The sequence below is a fragment of the Amycolatopsis sp. WAC 04197 genome, assembly GCF_003947475.1.
GTDB classification, from domain to species: domain Bacteria; phylum Actinomycetota; class Actinomycetes; order Mycobacteriales; family Pseudonocardiaceae; genus Amycolatopsis; species Amycolatopsis japonica.
Map to the genome: position 1 here is coordinate 716718 of NZ_QHJK01000004.1, position 18357 is coordinate 735074.

Consider the following 18357-nt stretch of genomic DNA (forward strand, 5'->3'; position numbering starts at 1 on the left):
CCCGAAGAGTCATCCTTCATCTCAGTGAAACTGGATTCCAATGAGTGAAATTCCGCCGAAGATGTCGGAAGGAGGCCGAGACGTGAGTGTCACCCTCACCCCGAAGATCCGCGTCGAGTCGCTCTCGTACAGCTACCGCAGGCGTGGCAGCGAGGACGTCCAGGCACTGGACGAGCTGAACCTGACCGTCGGCAAGGGGGAGTTCGTCTCGGTGGTCGGCCCGTCCGGCTGCGGCAAGTCGACCCTGTTGCGAGTGCTCGCCGGGCTTCAGCGGCCGACCGGAGGCAGTGCCGGCGTCCTACGCGAAGACGGCGCGCGGCCGTTGATGGCACCGGTGTTCCAGGAGTACAGCATTTTTCCTTGGCGCACCGTCGAAGACAATGTGCGGCTTGGCCTCGACGCGGCCAAGGTGCCGCGGGCGGAGTCGAACGCCCGGGTCCGCGAATGGATTTCCCGCGTCGGGCTGACCGGCTTCGAGAAGGCATACCCCTCGCATCTCTCCGGCGGCATGAAACAGCGAGTCGCCTTGGCCAGGGCGTTCGTGCTCGAACCCGAGGTGCTGCTGATGGACGAGCCGTTCGCCGCGCTCGACGCGCAGCTGCGCAAAGTGCTCCAGGAGGAGCTGCTCGGCATCTGCCAGGAACGCGACTACACCGTCTTCTTCGTCACCCACAACCTCGACGAGGCGATCCTGCTGTCGGACCGGATCGCGTTGATGACCGCGCGCCCGGGCCGGGTGGAAGAGGTCTACGACGTCCCGTTCGGCCACCCCCGCACCCCGGATCTACGCAAGTCGCCGGAGTTCGTCGCGCTCGAAGAACAGATATGGGACCGGCTTCGCGGCGAGGTCCAAGGAGGACGCAAGTGAGTACCGACGCCGAAACCCGGACCGGGTCCACGACCGAGGGGGAGTGGGTCGTACAGGGGCCCCAGGCGCGACGCCGCACCCCCGCCGCGCAGGCACGCCGCGACCTGATCTTGCGGATCTCGCTCGGTGCGCTGATCCCGGTGCTGGCGGTGGTCTCCTGGGAATTGAGCGCGCGGCTGGGCTGGATCGACGCCAGGTTCTTCAGCCAGCCGTCCGCGGTGCTGGACCGGTTCCTCGCCGACTCGGCGAGCGGCCTGGTGTGGACGGAAACCCGCATCACCACCGTGCGACTGCTGACCGGGTACGCGCTCGGCTCGGTGGCGGGCATCGTCGTCGGCCTGGCCCTGAGCCAGTTCACCTTCCTGCGCTGGCTGATCGAACCGCTGATCCGCGCGCTCTACGTCATCCCGAAACTGGCGATCCTGCCGTTGTTGCTGCTGCTGTTCGGCCTCGGCGAGACACCCAAACTGATCTTCATCTCGCTCGGCACCTTCTACATCGTCGCGTTCACGACGCTGTCGGCGGCGATGATGATCCCCACGCCCTTGCACGAAGCGGCTCGTTCCTACGGCCTGTCCTGGAGCCAGCGGTTCCGGTGGCTGATCATTCCGGCGAGCCTTCCGCAGATCGTGTCGAGCCTGCGCCTTGCTTCGGGCATATCGATGCTGCTGGCCATCGCCGTCGAGTTCGTCAACGCCCAGGAGGGGCTCGGCTATTACACCTGGCATGCCTGGGAACTGTTCGTTCCCGAGCGGATGTACGTGGGCGTCGTGCTGATCTCGATCCTCGGTGTCGTGTTCAGCGCGGTCATCGGTTTCCTCGGCTCCCGGCTGGTGCGCTGGTCGGAGGGTGAATTCGACCAGACCAGGTGAAAGGCCGGCCCCGTACCGGCGGACCGCGCTGCGTTCCGCCCTGTCAGCAAAGGAAAGACGATTGATCGACTATGCCCGGCGGGGCGACGACGGTGACATCGCCGACCTGGTGAAGGTCGCTCGCCAAGTCGCGGAGGAACGCTACGCGCCCTTCGCCGAAGAGTGGGACCGTGAGCGACGGCTCCTGCCCATCGAAGAGAGGCGCTTTCTCGCCGGGCTCGGCTGGCTCGGTATCGCGTTGCCGGAGCGCTACGGAGGTGCCGGCGGCACGTTCCGCCAGGCGCTGGCCGTGGTCGAAGAACTCGCCAAGGTCTATCCGCCGGCCGCTTTCCAGGTCTTCGAAGCGAACGTCGGCCCCGCACAGCACCTGAGCCGGATCGGCACCGAAGATCAATGCCGGCGCTATCTGCCCCGGATCATCGCGGGGGAGCTGACGATGGCCATCGGGATCTCGGAACCGGACGCCGGATCGGCCGCGACCGACCTGACCACCCGCGCCGTGATCAACGGTGACAAGGTCGTGCTCAACGGCGGTAAACGCTGGATCTCCGGCGGCGGGGAGGCCGAGCTCTACCTGATCTACGCGCGGATGACGGACACGCCGGGCTCCCGGGGGATCGGTGCCGTGATCGTCGAGGCCGATCGTCCCGGGATGAGTTACGGCCCTCGCGAACGGCTGATGGGCTTCCGCGGCATCCCGTCCGCCGACGTCATCCTCGACAACGTCGAGGTTCCCCGCGACAACGTCCTTGTCGAACCGCCGGACGGTTTCCGAAGGTTGTTCGGCAACTTCTCGCTGGAGCGGCTGGGCAACACGACGATGAGCCTGGCGCTGGGGCAGGCCGCACTGGACAAGACGATCGCCTACGTCCGGGAACGAGTCCAGTTCGGCAGGCCGATCGCCGAGTTCCAGGCGGTCCAGCTCACGCTGGCCGACATGCTGCTGCAGGTCGAATCGGCCCGGCTGCTGCGTGATCGGGCGGTGGCGGGTGCCGACGCCGGCGAACTGGACACGCTCGAAGTGTCCCTGGCCAAATGCGCCGCCAACGAGATGGCCAAGCGCGTCACCGATCTCGCCATGGGGCTGCACGGCGGCAACGGCTACACCGAGGAGTACGGGATCGAGCGGATGCACCGTGACGCTCACGGCTGGGCCCTCGCCGGAGGTACCCCGAACATCCAGCGCGTGCGGATCGCCGCCGAACTCCTGGGCCGCACGTTCGACCAGCGGGGTGGGAAATGACCGAGCTCCGCACGCCCGCGGTCGTCGTCGACGTGGTCCGCACCCCGATGGGCAAAGGAAAACCCGGGGGCGCCCTGCATTCACTGCATCCGGTCGAGCTTCTGGCCCAGACGTTGACCTCGCTGCTCGCCCGGACCGGAGTGGACCCGGGCACCGTCGACGACGTCCTCGTCGGCTGTGTCAGCCAGTCGGGAGAACAGTCCGCCACCCCTGGGCGGATGGCGTGGCTCGCGGCGGGGTTCCCCGCTCACGTCCCGTCGATGACCCTCGAACGCAAATGCGGCTCCGGGCAGCAGGCGATCGAATTCGCCGCCCAGTCGATCGTGGCCGGGGTCAACGATGTCGTGATCGCCGCCGGGGTCGAGTCGATGAGCCGCGTCCCGATGGGCAGCTCGCGCGGCACGGCCGATCCGGCCGGACCCTCCGTCAAGGCGCGTTTCCCCGCCTTGGTCCCGCAGGGCGTGGCGGCCGAGCGCGTCGCTGAACGCTACGGCATCGGCAGACCCGCCCAGGACGAGTTCAGCCTCGCCTCCCACCGGCGCGCGCACGCGGCGGCGACCTCCGGCGGCTTCGACAACGAAATCGTCCCCGTCACCCTCGACGACGGCATGGTCGTGAGCGCCGACGAAACCATCCGGCCGGGAACCTCTCTGGAGCAGCTCGCCGCCCTGCGGCCCGCGTTCCGGAAGGAGCCGTACACCGAGCGTCTTCCCGGTCACGAATGGACCGTCACGCCAGGCAATTCCTCTCAGCTGACCGACGGCGCCTCGGCCGTACTGCTCATGTCCGAAGAGCGGGCGCACCGGCTCGGTCTCACGCCCCGCGCGCGACTGCTCGGTGGAGCGGTCTGCGGCGACGATCCCGAGCTGATGCTGACCGGGCCGATCCCGGCCACCCGGAAGGTGCTCGCCCGGACCGGGCTGGAGCTCGGCGACATCGACGTGTTCGAGGTCAACGAGGCCTTCGCCTCGGTTCCCCTGGCCTGGGCCAAGGAGTTCGGCGTGGATCTCGGCCGGGTGAATCCGTGTGGCGGCGCGATCGCCCTCGGCCATCCGCTCGGCGCGTCCGGCTGCCGGATCTTCACCACGATGCTCAACCACCTCGAGCGGACCGGGGGGCGGCTCGGTCTGCAGACCATGTGCGAGGCCGGCGGGATGGCCAACGCGACGGTGGTCGAACGGCTTTCCTGAACCTGACCGAGGAGAAAACCATGAGAATCACCGGAAACTCGGCGCTCGTCACGGGCGGCGCCTCTGGCCTCGGCAAGGCCACGGCCGAACGTCTCGTCGCCGACGGCGCCCACGTCGTGCTGGTCGACCTGCCGGGATCCGCGGGCAAGGAGGTCGCGTCCGGTCTCGGCGAGCGCGCCACTTTCGTTCCGGCCGACGTGACCGACGCCGGTCAGATCGCCGAGGCCGTGGACGTCGCCGTCGGGCTCGCGCCGCTGCGGATCCTGGTGCACTGCGCGGGCCGCGGCGGACCGGTGCGGGTCGTGGAGAAGGACGGTACCCCGGGTTCCTTGGAGAACTTCACCGACATCGTCGGCGTGAACCTGCTGGGCACCTTCAACGTCCTGCGCCTCGCCGCGGCCGCGATGGTCCGCAACGAGGACGAAAACGGTGAGCGCGCCGTCTGCGTGCTCACCGCTTCCGTGGCCGCCTGGGAAGGCCAGATAGCGCAAACCCCTTACGCCGCATCGAAAGCCGGTGTGGTCGGGATGACGATCGTCGCCGCGCGAGATCTCGCGCGCCGGCATGTCCGGGTGTGCACGATCGCGCCGGGGCTGTTCGACACCCCGATCCTCGCCCGCGTTCCCGAGCCCGTGCGCGAACGTCTCGCGGAGTCGGTACCGCATCCCGCACGCCTCGGAGATCCGGCCGAATACGCCGGTCTCGCCGCGCACATCATCGCCAACCCGATGCTGAACGGCGAAGTGATCCGGCTGGACGGCGCCATCCGCATGGCGCCGCGGTGAGAGCCACCCACCAGACCAAGAAAGCAGGACGATCGTAGTGACTGTCGACGCCGACGAGAGCTTTTTCGACCACACCCGCGACGTCTGGGACCCCGTGGGGCTGGACCCGGAACCCGAGCACGAGGGACTGTGGGCCGAGCTCACGCCGAGACAGCGGGAAGTCCGCCGCCTCGCCCGCGAAGTCGCGACCACCGAACTGCGGCCGTGGGCGGCTCATTGGGACGAACACGCGGAGTTCCCGAGGCGGTCGCTCGACGCGATCCGCGAAGCCGGGCTGCTCGGTCTCTGCGTGCCCGAGGAGTTCGGTGGCGAGGGCGAGCCGTTGCTGACCGGCTGTGTCGTGGTCGAGGAGCTGGCCAGGGCCTGTCTCTCCAGCGCGATGGCCGCTCAGCCGTTCCTCAACGGGCCCTGGCGCGCGGTCAGCGTGCTCGGGACGCCGGAGCTGCGCGATCGTCTGCTTCCTGACGTCGCCAGGGGAACGCGGCATTTCGCCATCGCGATGAGCGAACCCGGCGCGGGGAGCGCGGGCACCGACCTGCGGGCGGTGCTGCGCAAGGACGGTGAAGGCTTCCGGCTCAGCGGAGTCAAGAGCTGGGTGACCGGTGGACGCGAGGCGACCACGACGATCGTGTTCTGCCGGATCGAAGGCAGCGCCGGACCGTTCGGCATCGGCGCGGTCATCCTCGACGGTCCGCTGAAGGACTTCGGCGAGGTCGAGGTCGACCCCAAAATGGGCATCCGCGGGGTCGCCGAGTGCACGCTCCGGTTCGACGACGTGCCGATCGCGCCGGAGGACGTCCTCGTCTGGCCGGAGGCCGAGAGCAAGCGTGGTGCGCAGGTCCTGGTCAACCAGTTCAACCCGGAACGCTGCGGGAACGCCGCGATGTGCACCGGTCTCGGCCAGGCCGCGCTCGATGCCAGCATCGGGCACCTGACCACACGGCGGCAGTTCGACCGGCCGCTGTCGGATTTCCAAGGGTTGCAATGGAAGGTCGCCGACATGGCGATGGACGTGCACCTCTCCCGGGTGTTGCTGTGGCGGGCCGCGCGGACCGAGCCCTACGGGTTCCCGGCGCAGACCGAGACGATCATGGCGAAGCTGCACAGCAGCGAGATGGTCCAGCGAGTCACCAACACCGCGCTGCAGTTGCACGGCGCGCGGGGTTACTCGCAGCGATGGCCGATCGAACGCTATCTACGCGACGGCCGTGGCCTCTCACTCGGCGGCGGCACCGCCGAGATCATGCGCAACATGCTGGGCGCCCGTGTGCTCGGCGTCCGCGCCAGCCAGCGCGCGTCGTGACCGCCCGGGAGGTCGAAGCCGATGCCGATCGTTGAGCGGGATGTCTACGACGCCGAGCACGAAGCGCTCGCCGAGGTGGTCTCCGCCTTTCTGCGTAAGGAGATCGCGCCGAACCTGGTGGAGTGGGAGAGCGAGGGCGCGCTTCCCCGCTCGGCTTATCTCGCCGCCGGGAAACTGGGGCTGCTCGGCCTGCAGATCCCCGACGAGTACGGCGGCGGGGGACAGGACGGGTTCCGGTTCAACTGTGTCGTGACCGAACAGGTCGCCTACGAACGCGTCGCGATGGGATCGATGCGTGTCCATACCGACGTCGTCGTCCCGTACGTCCTCGGCCTCGCCGACAGCGCGCAGCGGGCACGGTGGTTGCCGGGTATGGCCAGTGGTGAGCTGATGAGCTCGATCGCCATGACCGAACCGGGAACGGGATCGGATCTGGCGGGCATGCGGTCGACGCTGAAACCCACCGCCGACGGCTATCTGCTCAGCGGGGCCAAGACGTTCATCACCGGGGGCAGCCAGTCCGACCTCGTCGTGGTGGCCGCTCGGTCGGACAGTGCGGAGAACCGCCGTGACGGGCTGACCCTGGTCGTCGTCGAAGCGGGGATGACGGGATTCAGCCGCGGCAGAAAATTGCCGAAACTCGGGCTCCACACCCAGGACACGACGGAGCTCTTCTTTGAAAACGTCGAGATACCGCGGGAAAACGTCTTGGGGGAGCCGGGGCGGGCGTTCACCTATCTGTCGGCGAACCTCGCACAGGAACGGCTGTCGATCGCGGTGAACTCCCAAGCGCAATCAGTGGCCGCGATCGAGACGACGTGCGCGTATGTCCGGGAGCGGAACGTCTTCGGCAGACCGCTGGGGACCTTCCAGAACACGAAGTTCGTCCTGGCCGACCTGACCGCCCAGGTCGCGGCCGGGCAAGCGCTTCTCGACCGCGCCATGCGGCGTCACGACGAAGGTGCGCTCAGCGCGGTCGAAGCGGCCAAGGTGAAGCTGTTCTGTACCGAGCTGCACGGCCGGGTCGTCGACGCCTGCCTGCAGTTGCACGGCGGTTACGGTTACGTGTGGGAACAGGACATCTGCCGGATGTACGCCGATGCGCGAGTCAGCCGCATTTACGGCGGCACGAGCGAGGTCATGAAGACGATCATCGCCCGCTCGCTGGACCTGTCGGGTGAGCGGCCGTCCTGACGGGACCGCGAGGTGCCTTCACGGACCGGTGCTCGGGGGCGATCAGCGAGGCGAAGGGAACTTTGCCCCCATCGCACGCGCGGAAAGGCCCCTTCACCACGCGTCTTGCCGTCCTCGGGAGAGGGAGGCTTGGACGTGTCGCCTGCGGGCAGCGGTGCACCCGGTGTCGCGCGCTCAGAACACCCGGACGCGTCCGCCGAGTTCGGCGGTCATGTCCGAGGCGGCGCGCACGACCGCCGCGATCGTCGTATCGGGGTCGTCGGGGAGGTTCGCCGTGGGCATGGATACGCCGAGCGCGCCGACCGGCTCGCCCTGCGGCCCGAACACCGGCGCGGCCACCGCCCACACGTCGGGCCACCGGACACTGCCGCCACAGGCGTATCCGCGCTCTCGCGCTTCGGCGATCCGCGCCCGGAGTTCGTCCTCCGAAGCGAATCCGGGCTCGTCGGAAGCGAGGTAGCCGTCGATCGCGGCGTCGACCCGATCCGCGGGGAGGAAGGCGAGCACAGCCTGGCCGGTGACGGTGGTCGGCAGCTTGTAGCTGCGGGCCGGCCGGATATGCGCCCGGACGGGTTTCGCCGGCTCGCTGCGCGCGGAATAGGTGACCTGATCGTTCTCGTAGACGGCGAACACCGAACTTTCGTCGACCTCGTGCGTGATCCGCTCGGTGTAGCCTCGCGCCACCGAAGCGACGCCGATGGTCGAATTGACCGCGTGGCCCAGGCGCCAGACGAGCATCGTCGCCCGCCAGGTGCGGTCCGGCTGCTGCGTCACGAAGCCTTCGTCCGCCATCAGGCGAAGCGTGCGCAGGAGCGTGGGCGAGCTGAGGCCGGTCTTCTCGCTCAGTGTCTTCAGCGTCTGCGGGCCTTCTTCGCATACAGCCGTCAGCACGCGCAGCGTGCGGGTGATCGAGCCGTCGGCCACAGTCCGTCCTTGCGTCGTGCGGCCGTTACGGAGCGCGGCCACCTCAGCGCGAAAGCATACCACCGGCATTTCATCGAGTGAAAGACAATTCAGTTGAGTGGAGTCCGGATGCCAACAGGTCAAGCAGGGTCTCGCGGTGGCGCGCCGGAGTGCCGAGCAGACCCGCGCCCGCGGTGCACCGCTTGAAATACCAGTGCAGGCGGTGTTCCCAGGTGAATCCGATTCCCCCGTGGATCTGCAAGGCGTCACGGGCGCAGGAAACAGCCGCCTCGGAGCAGACGATCTTGGCCAGCGCGGCCGCCCTCTCGGTCGAGTCGGCTTCACCGGCGAAGTGGTACGCCGCCGACCGCGCCGACTCGACGCGGATCAGCATGTCGGCCAGCTTGTGCTTGATCGCCTGCCTGCTGCCGATCGCGCGTCCGAACTGCACCCGCACCTTGGCGTGTTCGACGCTCAGGTCCAACAGCCGCTGCGCCGCGCCGACGAGATCACCGCACAGGACCGCGGTTCCGGCGCGCCGGGCGGCGGCGACCGCTCCGGTCACCCCAGGGCCGGGCGGGCACAACGTGACGGCTCGGGCCCGGTCGAGTCGCAGCGCCGAGAGGGGCTGGGTGCGGTCGAGGGAGACCAGCTCGCGCCTCTCGATCCCAGGCGAGTCGAGGACCAGGGAGAAAGCCGCCTGCCCCGTCCCGTCATCGGCGACCACCAGCACCTCGTGGGCGATGTCGGCGTCGAGTACGAACGGCAGGCTTCCGGAAATCGTCCAGCCGTCCGCCGCCCGCGCCGCCCGCAGGTCCCGCGGCTCCGCGGTCACCTCGCCGTCGGGGCCCAGCAACCCGACCGTCGCGATACGCGTCCCGTCCGCCAACCGGGCCGACAGCTCGGCCGTGGCATCGGTTCGCGGCAGGACGGCGGTGAACGCCGAGGCCAGCGCCGCGGACGACAAAAACGGCAACGGCGCGGCGAATGAGCCGAGGCATTCGGCCACCAGGACGGCCGTGAAGGGGTCTTGTTCCTCCGGCGGGCACGCGAAGAACCCGAGTGCGCCGGTGCCGGCGATCGAACGCCACAGGCGCTCGTCGAAGCGGCGGTCGGCGGGTTCGCCGGGCAGGCCGGCGACCGGTTCGGCGCGGGACAACAGCGCTGTCAGCGACGCGAGGTAGTCGAGCTGATCCTGGTCGGGAACCTTCATCGCTTCTCCCCGTTCCTGTCGCCGGCCGAGCCTGTCACGAAGGAACGCCACGTACCCGACCTGCTGGGATCGGCCTCGCGCGGCAGTCCCAGCCCACGTTCGGCGATCTGGTCCCGCAGCACCTCCGAAGTGCCGCCCGCGATCGTCTTGGGCTGGACGCGGAGGTAGGCCCAGACGTCGTAGGCCGCGGCGTCGTCATCCCGCTCGTGCGCGAGCAGCCGCGCCCCGCCGAGTTCGAGGAACAGGCGCTGCAGGCGTTTGGTGTGCTCGGCCTGCAGCACCTTGTTGAACGGCGTGCCCTTGGCGATCGGTGGCAACCCTTGCGCCCGTAGCTCCGCGTTACGCTGGTTGTTGAGCTTGACGACCTCCTCCTCGACCCACAGGCGGACGATCGCCTCCCGCTCGGCCGCCGAAGCCTCCGGCAGGTGGTCCGACACGAGTTCGGCGACGGACCGGCCGACGATCGAACCCGGTGTCGCCGCGCCCGCTCCGGAACCGGCGATCCGCTCGAGCGCCAGGACGGCGCGCACGATCTCCCAGCCCTGGCCCGGTTCGCCGACGCGGTAGCGGTCCTTGACGAGCAGGTCGTCGAAGGTCACCTCGAAGAATTCGGCGTCCCCGGTCATCTGCCGGATCGGGCGGATCGAGACCCCGGCGGCCGCCATGTCGACGCACAGGCACGTCAATCCCGCGTGCTTGGCGACGTCGGCGTCCGTGCGCACGACGGCGAGGCCCCATGACGCCTTGTCCGCCCGGCTGGTCCAGATCTTCGTCCCGTTGACCAGCCAGTCATCGGCCGTGCGCTCCGCCCGGGTCCGCACCGCGGCCAGGTCGGAGCCCGCCTCGGGTTCGCTGAACAGCTGACACCACAACGCCTCGTTCCGCGCGATCGGCGGGAGCACCTCCTCGGCGAGATCCGGTGCGGCGTACCGGATCAAGGCCGGTCCGATCCAGCCCGTACCGATCGCGCTCTCGACCGTGCCGACCTTCCAGCGCGCGAGTTCCTGGCGGACCGGAACGGCCTCCGCGGCGCTCAGACCCAGGCCTCCGTACTCAGGCGGCCACTCCGCGGCCAACCAGCCCGCCTCGGCCACGATGCCGACCAGTCGTCCCACATCGGCGCGGCCGCTCAGGAACTCCTGGACCGCGGCGGGACCGGCCTCGACCGCGGCAGCCCACTCGGAGGGCAGCGTCGCCTGAAGGAATTTCCTGAGCACAACGGCCGGGCTCTCGGCGGTCATCGGGCCACCACCCTCGCGTCCAGTGCCACGATCCGGCCGTCCACCAGCGCCAGCGGATTGCACTCGACCAGGCCGAAGCCCGATTCGGCGGCGAGATCGGCGAGCGCGTAGGCGATCTTCGCCAGCTGGTGCGCTATACCTTCGTAACGACCTGGCACCCGGCCGAAGACGTGCTCGTCGAGCCGCCTGGCCAGCCACTCCGCCGGCAGGTGAGCCGGTACCGCGACCGTCAGGTCGAGCAGCTCGATGTTCGATCCGCCGAGCCCCGCGCTGACCACCAGACCCCACTGCGGGTCGCGCCGCACCCCGGCGAACAACTCCAGCGAAGTGCGCAGCTGGCGCGCGGCGATGACCCGGTGTCCCGTCTCGAGCATGGCTCGCGTGTGCTCGGCCGCGGTTTCGCCGTACACGTCGAGCCGGACACCGCCGGCGGAGGCCTTGTGCACCTCGGCCGGGAGATCGGCCTTCAACACCACGGGCCAGCCTTCGGCGGCGCCGAAACCGAGTGTCTCCGGGGCGCCGGACACCAGCCGCCACGGCGCGACTTCGATCCCGGCCTTTTCCACCAGGGCAAGGCTTTCCGAAGCGGTCGGGGGTGTATTTCCCGAGACGCCGACGAGGGTGACCGGACGAAGCCCGCCACCGCCCGCGCCGGTTCCGGCGGTGGCCGCGGCCAGCACGGTGCAGGCGGTCGCCAGGTCGGGCAGCACCACCTGGCCCCGTTCGATCCGCGCACGGACACCAGAGGCGTCGCGGTCGAGCAGGGCGACCGCCGCCGGTGTCGAAGCACCGGTGAGGGCGCCGGCCGCGTCGGCTTGATCTTCGCGGCCGATGACCAGAAGGAGGTCCACCTCACCGCTGTCGCGCAGGGTGCCGCATACGCCGGCGAGGACGTCGTTGTCGCCGATCGTCTGCGCGGTGACGTCCACGGGATTGCGGGTGGAGGCGATCTCGGGCAGCTGCGCGGCCAGCTCCTGCCGCAATCCGGCCGACAATTCCGGCAGGGTCAGGCCGCGGGCCGCCAGGATGTCGGCGGCCACCACCCCGGCGCCGCCGGAACCGGTGACCACACCGACCCGGGTGCCCGCCCGCCGTCCCAGCATCGACGCCCCCAGGGCCGCTTGGACCAGCTCACGATCGTCGCGCACCAGCAGCGCACCGTGGTAGGCGAACAATTCGGCCAGTACCGCGTGGTCTGAGCTCACCGCGGAGGTGTGCGACGCCGCGGCCGACGACCCCGCCTCGGTCAGCCCGCCCAGCAGCGCGACGACCTGGATCCCGGCGGCGTTCGCGGCCGTCAGCATCGTGTCCAGCCCGGCGGGATCGCGAAGGCTCTCCAAATACAGCATCAGCACGCGCGGCGCCTCGGGTGACGCGATCAGGGCGGTGCCGAGGGCGCAGGCTTCGAGGTCGCTTTCGTTCCCTGTGCCGATGAGCCCGTCCAGGTGCAGACCGTAGCGGGCCGCGGCCTGCACGAGCCGTACGCCGAACGCTCCGCTCTGCGAGATAAGGAAAGCACCGCTGCCGTGACGGCACTCGGTGAGCGTGTCGAAGGCCTGCGCGAAGGTCACCACGGCCCGCGAGGGCGCGTAGTAGAGACCGACCGTATTGGGCCCCAGCAACCGGGTTCCGGCGGTCATCCGCGGGGCCGGCCGTCCGAGCTCCTCGAACCCGGACGAGTACACGACCGCGTATCCCGTGCGTCCGTCTATCCCGGCCAGGACGTCCTGGACCGCCGGGGCGGGCACGGCGACCACGGTGATGTCGACACCGTCGGGCACCTCGTCGGACGATCGGCACACCGTCAGCTCACCGGTGTACTCCGCGTCGCGAAGATGCCGCAGCGTGCGGCTGCCCAGCCCGGTCTCCCGGGAGGTGGCGCCGAGCACGGCCACGGAGCGAGGCCGAAGCAGCCGGGTGAGGTCCACCGCGGGCGCGTTCACCGCAGTTCCGCGGGAATCCGCTGGTGCTTGGTGGTCCCCCAGTCCGGATCGCGGCGCTCCTTGAACGCCGCGATGCCGCGCACCGTCTCGCCCAGCGTGCGGATCCAGTTGAGGGTGCGCCGTTCGCGGTTGTAGGCGTGCAATCGGTCGTTGTCCTCGAGGAACTCGTACATCAGCCGTTTCGTCGCGGTGAGCGAGGCGGGTGCGCACCGTGCGGCCGTCTGGTCCGCGAGGGCGAGCGCGGTGGAGAGGACGTCGCCGGCGTCGACGCAGTGCGTCGCGGCGCCGAGCCGGGTGAACTCCGCGCCGTCGATCGTGCGCCCGGTGAGCAGGAGGTCCATGGCCGGGCCGAAGCCGATCAGCCGTGGTAGCAGCCACAGCGAGTTACGGTCGGGGATCACCCCGATGCGGTTGAACGAAAACGCCAGCCGGGCGTTCTCGGCGACCACCCGGATGTCGGCCTGCATCGCCCAGGTGAGGCTGACCCCGATGGCGTCACCGTTGAGTGCGGCGATGATCGGCGTGGCCAGCTTCCACGGTGCCTGGTCGGGTTCGGTCAGCGATTCCACCGAGTGGGCGTCCGCGTCGCGCCAGTCCAGGCCGAGGTCGGCGCCGACTCCGAAATGCTCGCCTCGCCCGGTGACCACGATGACGCTGACACCGGCGTCCGCGTCGAGATCGACCAGGGCCTGCTGGAGCTGCTTCGCCATCAGCGGGGTGTAGGAATTGCGGTGCTCGGGACGGTTGAGGTAGACGATGCCCACCCGGCCCCGGTGTTCGACGGCTACGTGCTGTTCGACCATGATCACTTCCTGTCCACGGAGACACTTCCCCGCCCGTTCCGGAAAGGTGCTTCCACTTTCACCGACGACCTCGGCGCCGGGCAAAGACGCATCGACGCAGGAGGGCTGTGGCGTTGCCTATGGCCGCCAATCCGGTGACGCGGCCAGTGCGACGAACGCGCGAGCGGCCGGCGACAGGCGCGCGGGGTCGTAGACGAGCCCGACGGTTTGCCGGAACTTCGGGACGACCTGGCGAACGGCCGCGCCGTGCGCGACCGCGGCGTGCGCGGTCCGGTCGCCGACGAAGGTCGCGCCGGCACCGGCGATCATCGCGGCCATCCGAGCCTCCCGCTGCTCGACCATCGCGGCGACGATCATGCGCCGCTGCCCTTGGCCGAGTTCCTCCTCGAGGTCCGGGTAAAGCCCGCTGCCCGTCCGCGGGAGCACCATGGGGAGGTCCGGCAGGCTGCTCAGATCGACCGAGTCCGCCGGAACGGCGGGCGCGCCGGGCGGGAAGGCCACGTGCAGGTCGTAGGCGCCGATTTCGAGCGTGGCCAGCCGCGCCGCGGCCGCCTGCTGGGCCGGGGTGCGGGTGAAGGGGAGTTTGGTGCAGACGATCTCGCACTGACCGTCGGCGAGCAGTTCGGTCGTTTCGCGTTCGTCGGTGAGGTCCCGGATGTGCAGGGTCATTTCGGGGAAGCGGGCGAAGCACGCGGCCAGAAGGTCGGTGAGGGGGCTGTTGACGGTGGCCGACGGCACCGCGATGTCCAGCCTGCCACCGGTCGCCGGTTCGGGGAGCACGCTGTCGCGGGCTTCGGCCGCGCCCCGCACGATCCGCCGGGCCGGGCCGAGCAGAGCGTGACCGGCTGACGACAACGTCATACCGCGTCCGACGCGGTGGAAAAGGATCGCTTCGAGTTCCCGTTCGAGAGCGTGGACCGACTGGGAGACCGTGGACAGGGTGACGCCGAGATCCGTCGCCGCGCCACTGATGCTCTCGTTGTCGGCGACCGCGAGGAAGTAGCGCAGCTGCTGCAACTCCATGGCGTCACATTAATGGGCGCCGGCCGATGTTTCCGGCCCGTTTCACCCGTCGGTGCCAGGTGGGCAGGCCAGGAGGACGTCGTCCTGCCCGGGGGTCGGAGCCGGACCCGGTGCCGGGCAGGGCGTCGCGCTGAAGCGTGGTGCCGGGGCCGGGGCGAATCCGCCTTCGCCGTCTCGGAGAAAGACCTCTCGGGCCCGGTTGTGGGCGTGGGCGGCGGCTTCGGCCATGTCCAGCACAGGTGTCACGCAAGCGTCGACCTCGGCGAACACCGCGGCCCAGTGGTCGCGCGGAGCGGAGCCGAACGCGCGTGCCAGCGCTGAACGGATCCGCGGCCAATACGCGCGGTCGTGCTGCCGGGCCGGGTCGATCTCGTCGGACAACCCGAGATGGTCCACCAGGTTCACGAAGAACCGTGGTTCGAGGGCGCCGACAGCGACATGCCTGGCGTCGGAACACTCGTAGGTGTCGTAGAAGGGCGCTCCGGTGTCGAGCAGGTTCGTCCCCCGTTCGGAGGACCACGTGCCGAGATTGCGGAAACCGTGGATCATCGCCATCAGCGTCGCCGAGCCGTCCACCATGGCCGCGTCGACCACCTGACCTTCCCCGGTCGCCCGGGAGTGCAGCATGGCGGACAGCACGCCGAGGGCGAGCAGCATCCCACCCCCGCCGAAGTCGCCGACGAGGTTGAGGGGCGGCGTCGGCCGCTCACCTTCCCTGCCGATGGCCGCGAGCGCGCCGGAGAGCGCGATGTAGTTGATGTCGTGCCCGGCGCGTTCGGCCAGCGGCCCGGTCTGCCCGAAACCGGTCATCCGCCCGTAGACGAGTGCCGGATTGCCGGCCAGCAGAGGCTCCGGGCCCAGGCCGAGCCGTTCGGCCACGCCGGGGCGGAATCCTTCGAGCACGACTTCCGCGGAAGCGCGCAGGTAGTTCCGCATCCCGCGAACTTCCGCATCGTTCCCCAGATCCGCGATCACAGAGCGCTTTCCGCGATCGAGTACGGGGTGGACCCGGTCCGGCCCGTCACCGGGCCGGTGCACCCGGACGACCTCCGCGCCGAGATCGGCCAGCAGCATTCCGCAGAACGGTACCGGCCCGATCCCGCCCAGCTCGACGACGCGCACTCCCTTCAGGGGGCCCATTTCAGCGGCCCGTCCACTGTGGATCACGTTTCTCGGCGAAGGCGAGCGATCCCTCCCTGGCGTCGGCCGAGGCGAACACCGGATCGGTGTATTCGCGCTGGCGCGCGAACCGCTCCTCCGGGGCCCAGCCGCGAGAGAGCCGGAGAACCTCTTTACCGGTCGTGACCGCGAGGGGACCGTTGCGCGCGATCCGCCTCGCCAGCTCCAGCGCCCCCGCGAGCGCCCGCCCTTCCTCGACGACGGCGTTGACCAGTCCGGCCTCGTGGAGGCGTTGTGCGGACATCGGGTCACCGGTCAGGACGAGTTCGGAGGCCAGAGCCGGTGGCAGCCGGTCGGGCAAGCGCACCAGCCCGCCAGCGGCCGCGACCAAGCCCCGCTTGACCTCGGGAAGGCCGAAGCGGGCCCCTGCACCCGCTACGACGAGGTCACACGCCAGGACGAGCTCGAAGCCGCCGGCGAGCGCCCAGCCTTCGACGGCGGCGATGATCGGCTTGCGAGGTGGTGCCTCGGTGAGGCCGCCGAACCCGCGGCCGGGAATGCTCGGCCGCTCACCACGCAGGAAACCCTTGAGGTCCATTCCGGCGCAGAAGACGCCGCCGGCGCCGGCGAGGACGGAAACGGGGGCCGGCCCGGCGTCGAGCTCGTCGAGCGCGGCCGCGATCGTCCCGGCCATCGCGCGGGTCATCGCGTTCTTCGCCGACGGCCGGTTGAGGGTGATGACCTGGATGCCGTCGACCAGCTCGACCAGGATGTCGCCGTTGTCAGCCACGGGCACCCGCCAGTGCGGGCAAACGCTCGGTCATGATGGTGATCGCCTCCTGGATGACGCGGCCGACCAGGTCGGCCACGGTGGGGATGTCGTCGATGAGGCCCTGGACGAGCCCGACGGTCCAGATGCCGCGTTCGGGGTCGCCGGTTTCGTAGACTTGGCGGCCCCGGGCCCCGGCGACGAGTTCGCGGACCTCCTCGAACTCCGGGTTCTCCGTGAGCCGCCGGATCACCTCGCCGCTGACGCCGTTCCGCGCTACCCGGGCGGTGTTGCGGAGCTGGCGGAAGATCAGCTCGGTGTCCCGTTCGTCGCGCGAGACGATGGCTTCCTTGATGGCGCGGTGGATCGGCGCTTCTTCGGTGCACAGGAAACGCGTGCCCATGTTCACGCCCTCGGCACCGAGGCAGAGGGCGGCGGCGAGGCCCCGGCCGTCGGCGATGCCGCCCGAGGCGATGACCGGGATGTCCAGGGCCGCCGCGGCTTTCGGAATCAGCACCAGGCCTGGTATGTCGTCCTCCCCCGGATGGCCCGCGCATTCGAAGCCGTCGATGCTGACGGCGTCCACCCCTCGCCGCTGGGCGCTGAGGGCATGCCGGACGCTCGTGCATTTGTGCAGCACCCTCACCCCGGCGTTCTTCAACCGCGACAGCCGGTCCGGCGGGAGGGAACCGGCGGTTTCGACGATACGGACGCCGGCGTCGACGAGCGCGTCGATGTACGCGTCGTAGGGCGGTGGGGAGATCGAGGGCAACATCGTGAGGTTCACGCCGAACGGGAGATCGGTCATGCGACGGCAGCGAGTGATCTCGGTGTGCAGGTCTCGCGGCGTGGGCTGGGTGAGAGCGGTCAGGAACCCGAGGGCGCCGGCGTTCGCCACCGCGGAGACCAGTTCGGCGCGGCCGACCCACTGCATGCCACCCTGGACGACGGGATGGGTGACGCCGAACAGTTCGGTGAACCGTGTCGACAGCGTCATACTCGCCACCCTCCTGCGAAACGGGGCCGTTCGCCCTTGGCCACCTCGCGGGCGGCTGGAGCGTCGGTGGCGAAATTGATCGCCTGAGCGGCGTTCTCCGCCCGGACGGCGTCCGAAAAGGACAGTCGGCTGGACTGATGGAGCAGGATCTTGTTCTGCGCGAGGGCGATCGACGGCCCGGCGGCGAGCTCCGCTGCCAGCTCGTCGACGACGTTGTCGAGTTCGGCGGCGTCGGCGAGCCGGGTGACGAGACCGATTCGGTGGGCTTCGGTACCGGAGATGATTTCGGCGAGGTAGGCGAGCCGTTTGGCCGTCTGCAGGCCGACCAACCGGGGAAGCAGCCAGGATCCGCCGCAGTCCAGCGACAGCCCGCGCCGGGCGAAGATCTGAGAGAAGCGGGCGTCTGGAGTGGACACGACGAGATCGCAAGCCAGCGCCAGGTTCCACCCCGCGCCGACGGCGACTCCGGAGACCTTCGCGACCACTGGCTTCGCCAGCGCGTGTAGCGCGACCACGGCCTCGGAGATCCAGCGCATCCGTTCCAGCGGATGCGAACGATCGGCTGGCTCGGGAAGGCCGGTGCTCGCGCTGACATCCGCACCCGAACAGAAGTCGCCGCCGGCGCCGGTCACCACGACCACCCTGGCGTCGGAGTCCGCGACCCGGCGGATGGTGTCGTGCAGCTGCCGCCAGCCCGGAACGTCGAGCGCGTTCTTGCGGCTCGGCCGGTCGAGAGTGATCGTCGCGACGGGACCGTGGCGGTGGAACCGGATGGGGTCGTTCACAGCACGATCAAACCTGCCGGCCACCGATGGGCACAAAGACCAGCCGTCGAAAGTGCCCAACGGTGGAACCTATGACACCGGCACGCCCACGTACCGGAAGGTGGCC

17 protein-coding genes are annotated in these 18357 nt (G+C 69.7%); 7 read left to right on the forward strand and 10 right to left on the reverse strand.

Features of this window, described 5'->3' with window-relative positions:
- Positions 1–82: 82 nt before the first annotated feature.
- The 7 genes from DMC64_RS20245 (at position 83) to DMC64_RS20275 (ending at position 7455) form a co-directional block, all read left to right on the forward strand.
- A complete protein-coding gene (locus DMC64_RS20245) occupies positions 83–868 on the forward strand; it encodes an ABC transporter ATP-binding protein (RefSeq protein WP_233629731.1) in 786 nt (261 codons plus the stop codon).
- Complete coding sequence (locus DMC64_RS20250; RefSeq protein ID WP_158634234.1) at positions 865–1740, forward strand: ABC transporter permease; 876 nt, start codon at positions 865–867, stop codon at positions 1738–1740. The genes DMC64_RS20245 and DMC64_RS20250 overlap by 4 nt, the downstream gene beginning before the upstream one ends.
- Positions 1741–1801: 61 nt before the next feature.
- Positions 1802–2983 (forward strand): acyl-CoA dehydrogenase family protein, encoded by a 1182-nt coding sequence (locus tag DMC64_RS20255; protein WP_233629732.1) that lies wholly within the window; start codon positions 1802–1804, stop codon positions 2981–2983.
- Entirely contained in the window at positions 2980–4173 is a 1194-nt protein-coding gene (locus DMC64_RS20260) for a thiolase family protein (protein WP_125734754.1), read from the forward strand. The genes DMC64_RS20255 and DMC64_RS20260 overlap by 4 nt, the downstream gene beginning before the upstream one ends.
- A 20-nt stretch (positions 4174–4193) precedes the next feature.
- The gene (locus DMC64_RS20265) at positions 4194–4958 is read left to right on the forward strand and encodes an SDR family NAD(P)-dependent oxidoreductase (RefSeq protein ID WP_125734755.1); all 765 of its coding nucleotides are present in this window, start codon (positions 4194–4196) and stop codon (positions 4956–4958) included.
- A 37-nt stretch (positions 4959–4995) separates the two neighbouring features.
- The gene (locus DMC64_RS20270; protein ID WP_125734756.1) at positions 4996–6261 is read left to right on the forward strand and encodes an acyl-CoA dehydrogenase family protein; all 1266 of its coding nucleotides are present in this window, start codon (positions 4996–4998) and stop codon (positions 6259–6261) included.
- A 21-nt stretch (positions 6262–6282) separates the two neighbouring features.
- Positions 6283–7455, forward strand: coding sequence for an acyl-CoA dehydrogenase family protein (locus DMC64_RS20275; RefSeq protein WP_125734757.1), 1173 nt, complete (start codon positions 6283–6285; stop codon positions 7453–7455).
- 174 nt (positions 7456–7629) lie between these two features.
- Here DMC64_RS20275 and DMC64_RS20280 read toward each other — a convergent pair whose 3' ends face one another.
- The 10 genes from DMC64_RS20280 to DMC64_RS20325 all read right to left on the reverse strand — a co-directional run bounded on the left by DMC64_RS20280 (position 7630) and on the right by DMC64_RS20325 (position 18251).
- Positions 7630–8379, reverse strand: coding sequence for an IclR family transcriptional regulator (locus DMC64_RS20280; protein ID WP_158634235.1), 750 nt, complete (start codon positions 8377–8379; stop codon positions 7630–7632).
- Between the two features lie 70 nt (positions 8380–8449).
- Positions 8450–9571, reverse strand: a complete 1122-nt coding sequence (locus tag DMC64_RS20285; RefSeq protein ID WP_125734759.1) for an acyl-CoA dehydrogenase family protein — start codon at positions 9569–9571, stop codon at positions 8450–8452.
- Positions 9568–10812 (reverse strand): acyl-CoA dehydrogenase family protein, encoded by a 1245-nt coding sequence (locus tag DMC64_RS20290; RefSeq protein WP_125734760.1) that lies wholly within the window; start codon positions 10810–10812, stop codon positions 9568–9570. Before DMC64_RS20290 ends, DMC64_RS20285 begins: the two co-directional genes overlap by 4 nt.
- Complete coding sequence (locus DMC64_RS20295) at positions 10809–12755, reverse strand: acetate--CoA ligase family protein (RefSeq protein ID WP_125734761.1); 1947 nt, start codon at positions 12753–12755, stop codon at positions 10809–10811. The genes DMC64_RS20290 and DMC64_RS20295 overlap by 4 nt, the downstream gene beginning before the upstream one ends.
- Positions 12752–13558 carry an enoyl-CoA hydratase/isomerase family protein gene (locus DMC64_RS20300; RefSeq protein ID WP_125734762.1) on the reverse strand — a complete coding sequence of 269 codons (807 nt, stop codon included), beginning with the start codon at positions 13556–13558 and terminating at the stop codon, positions 12752–12754. Before DMC64_RS20300 ends, DMC64_RS20295 begins: the two co-directional genes overlap by 4 nt.
- A gap of 117 nt (positions 13559–13675) precedes the next feature.
- The gene (locus DMC64_RS20305) at positions 13676–14581 is read right to left on the reverse strand and encodes a LysR family transcriptional regulator (protein WP_125734763.1); all 906 of its coding nucleotides are present in this window, start codon (positions 14579–14581) and stop codon (positions 13676–13678) included.
- A 42-nt stretch (positions 14582–14623) separates the two neighbouring features.
- Positions 14624–15721, reverse strand: a complete 1098-nt coding sequence (locus DMC64_RS20310) for a CaiB/BaiF CoA-transferase family protein (protein ID WP_125734764.1) — start codon at positions 15719–15721, stop codon at positions 14624–14626.
- A gap of 1 nt (position 15722) precedes the next feature.
- Entirely contained in the window at positions 15723–16490 is a 768-nt protein-coding gene (locus DMC64_RS20315) for a crotonase/enoyl-CoA hydratase family protein (RefSeq protein WP_233629733.1), read from the reverse strand.
- A complete protein-coding gene (locus DMC64_RS20320; protein ID WP_125734766.1) occupies positions 16483–17466 on the reverse strand; it encodes a nitronate monooxygenase family protein in 984 nt (327 codons plus the stop codon). Before DMC64_RS20320 ends, DMC64_RS20315 begins: the two co-directional genes overlap by 8 nt.
- Positions 17463–18251, reverse strand: coding sequence for an enoyl-CoA hydratase/isomerase family protein (locus DMC64_RS20325; protein WP_125734767.1), 789 nt, complete (start codon positions 18249–18251; stop codon positions 17463–17465). Before DMC64_RS20325 ends, DMC64_RS20320 begins: the two co-directional genes overlap by 4 nt.
- Between the last annotated feature and the right edge of the window lie 106 nt (positions 18252–18357).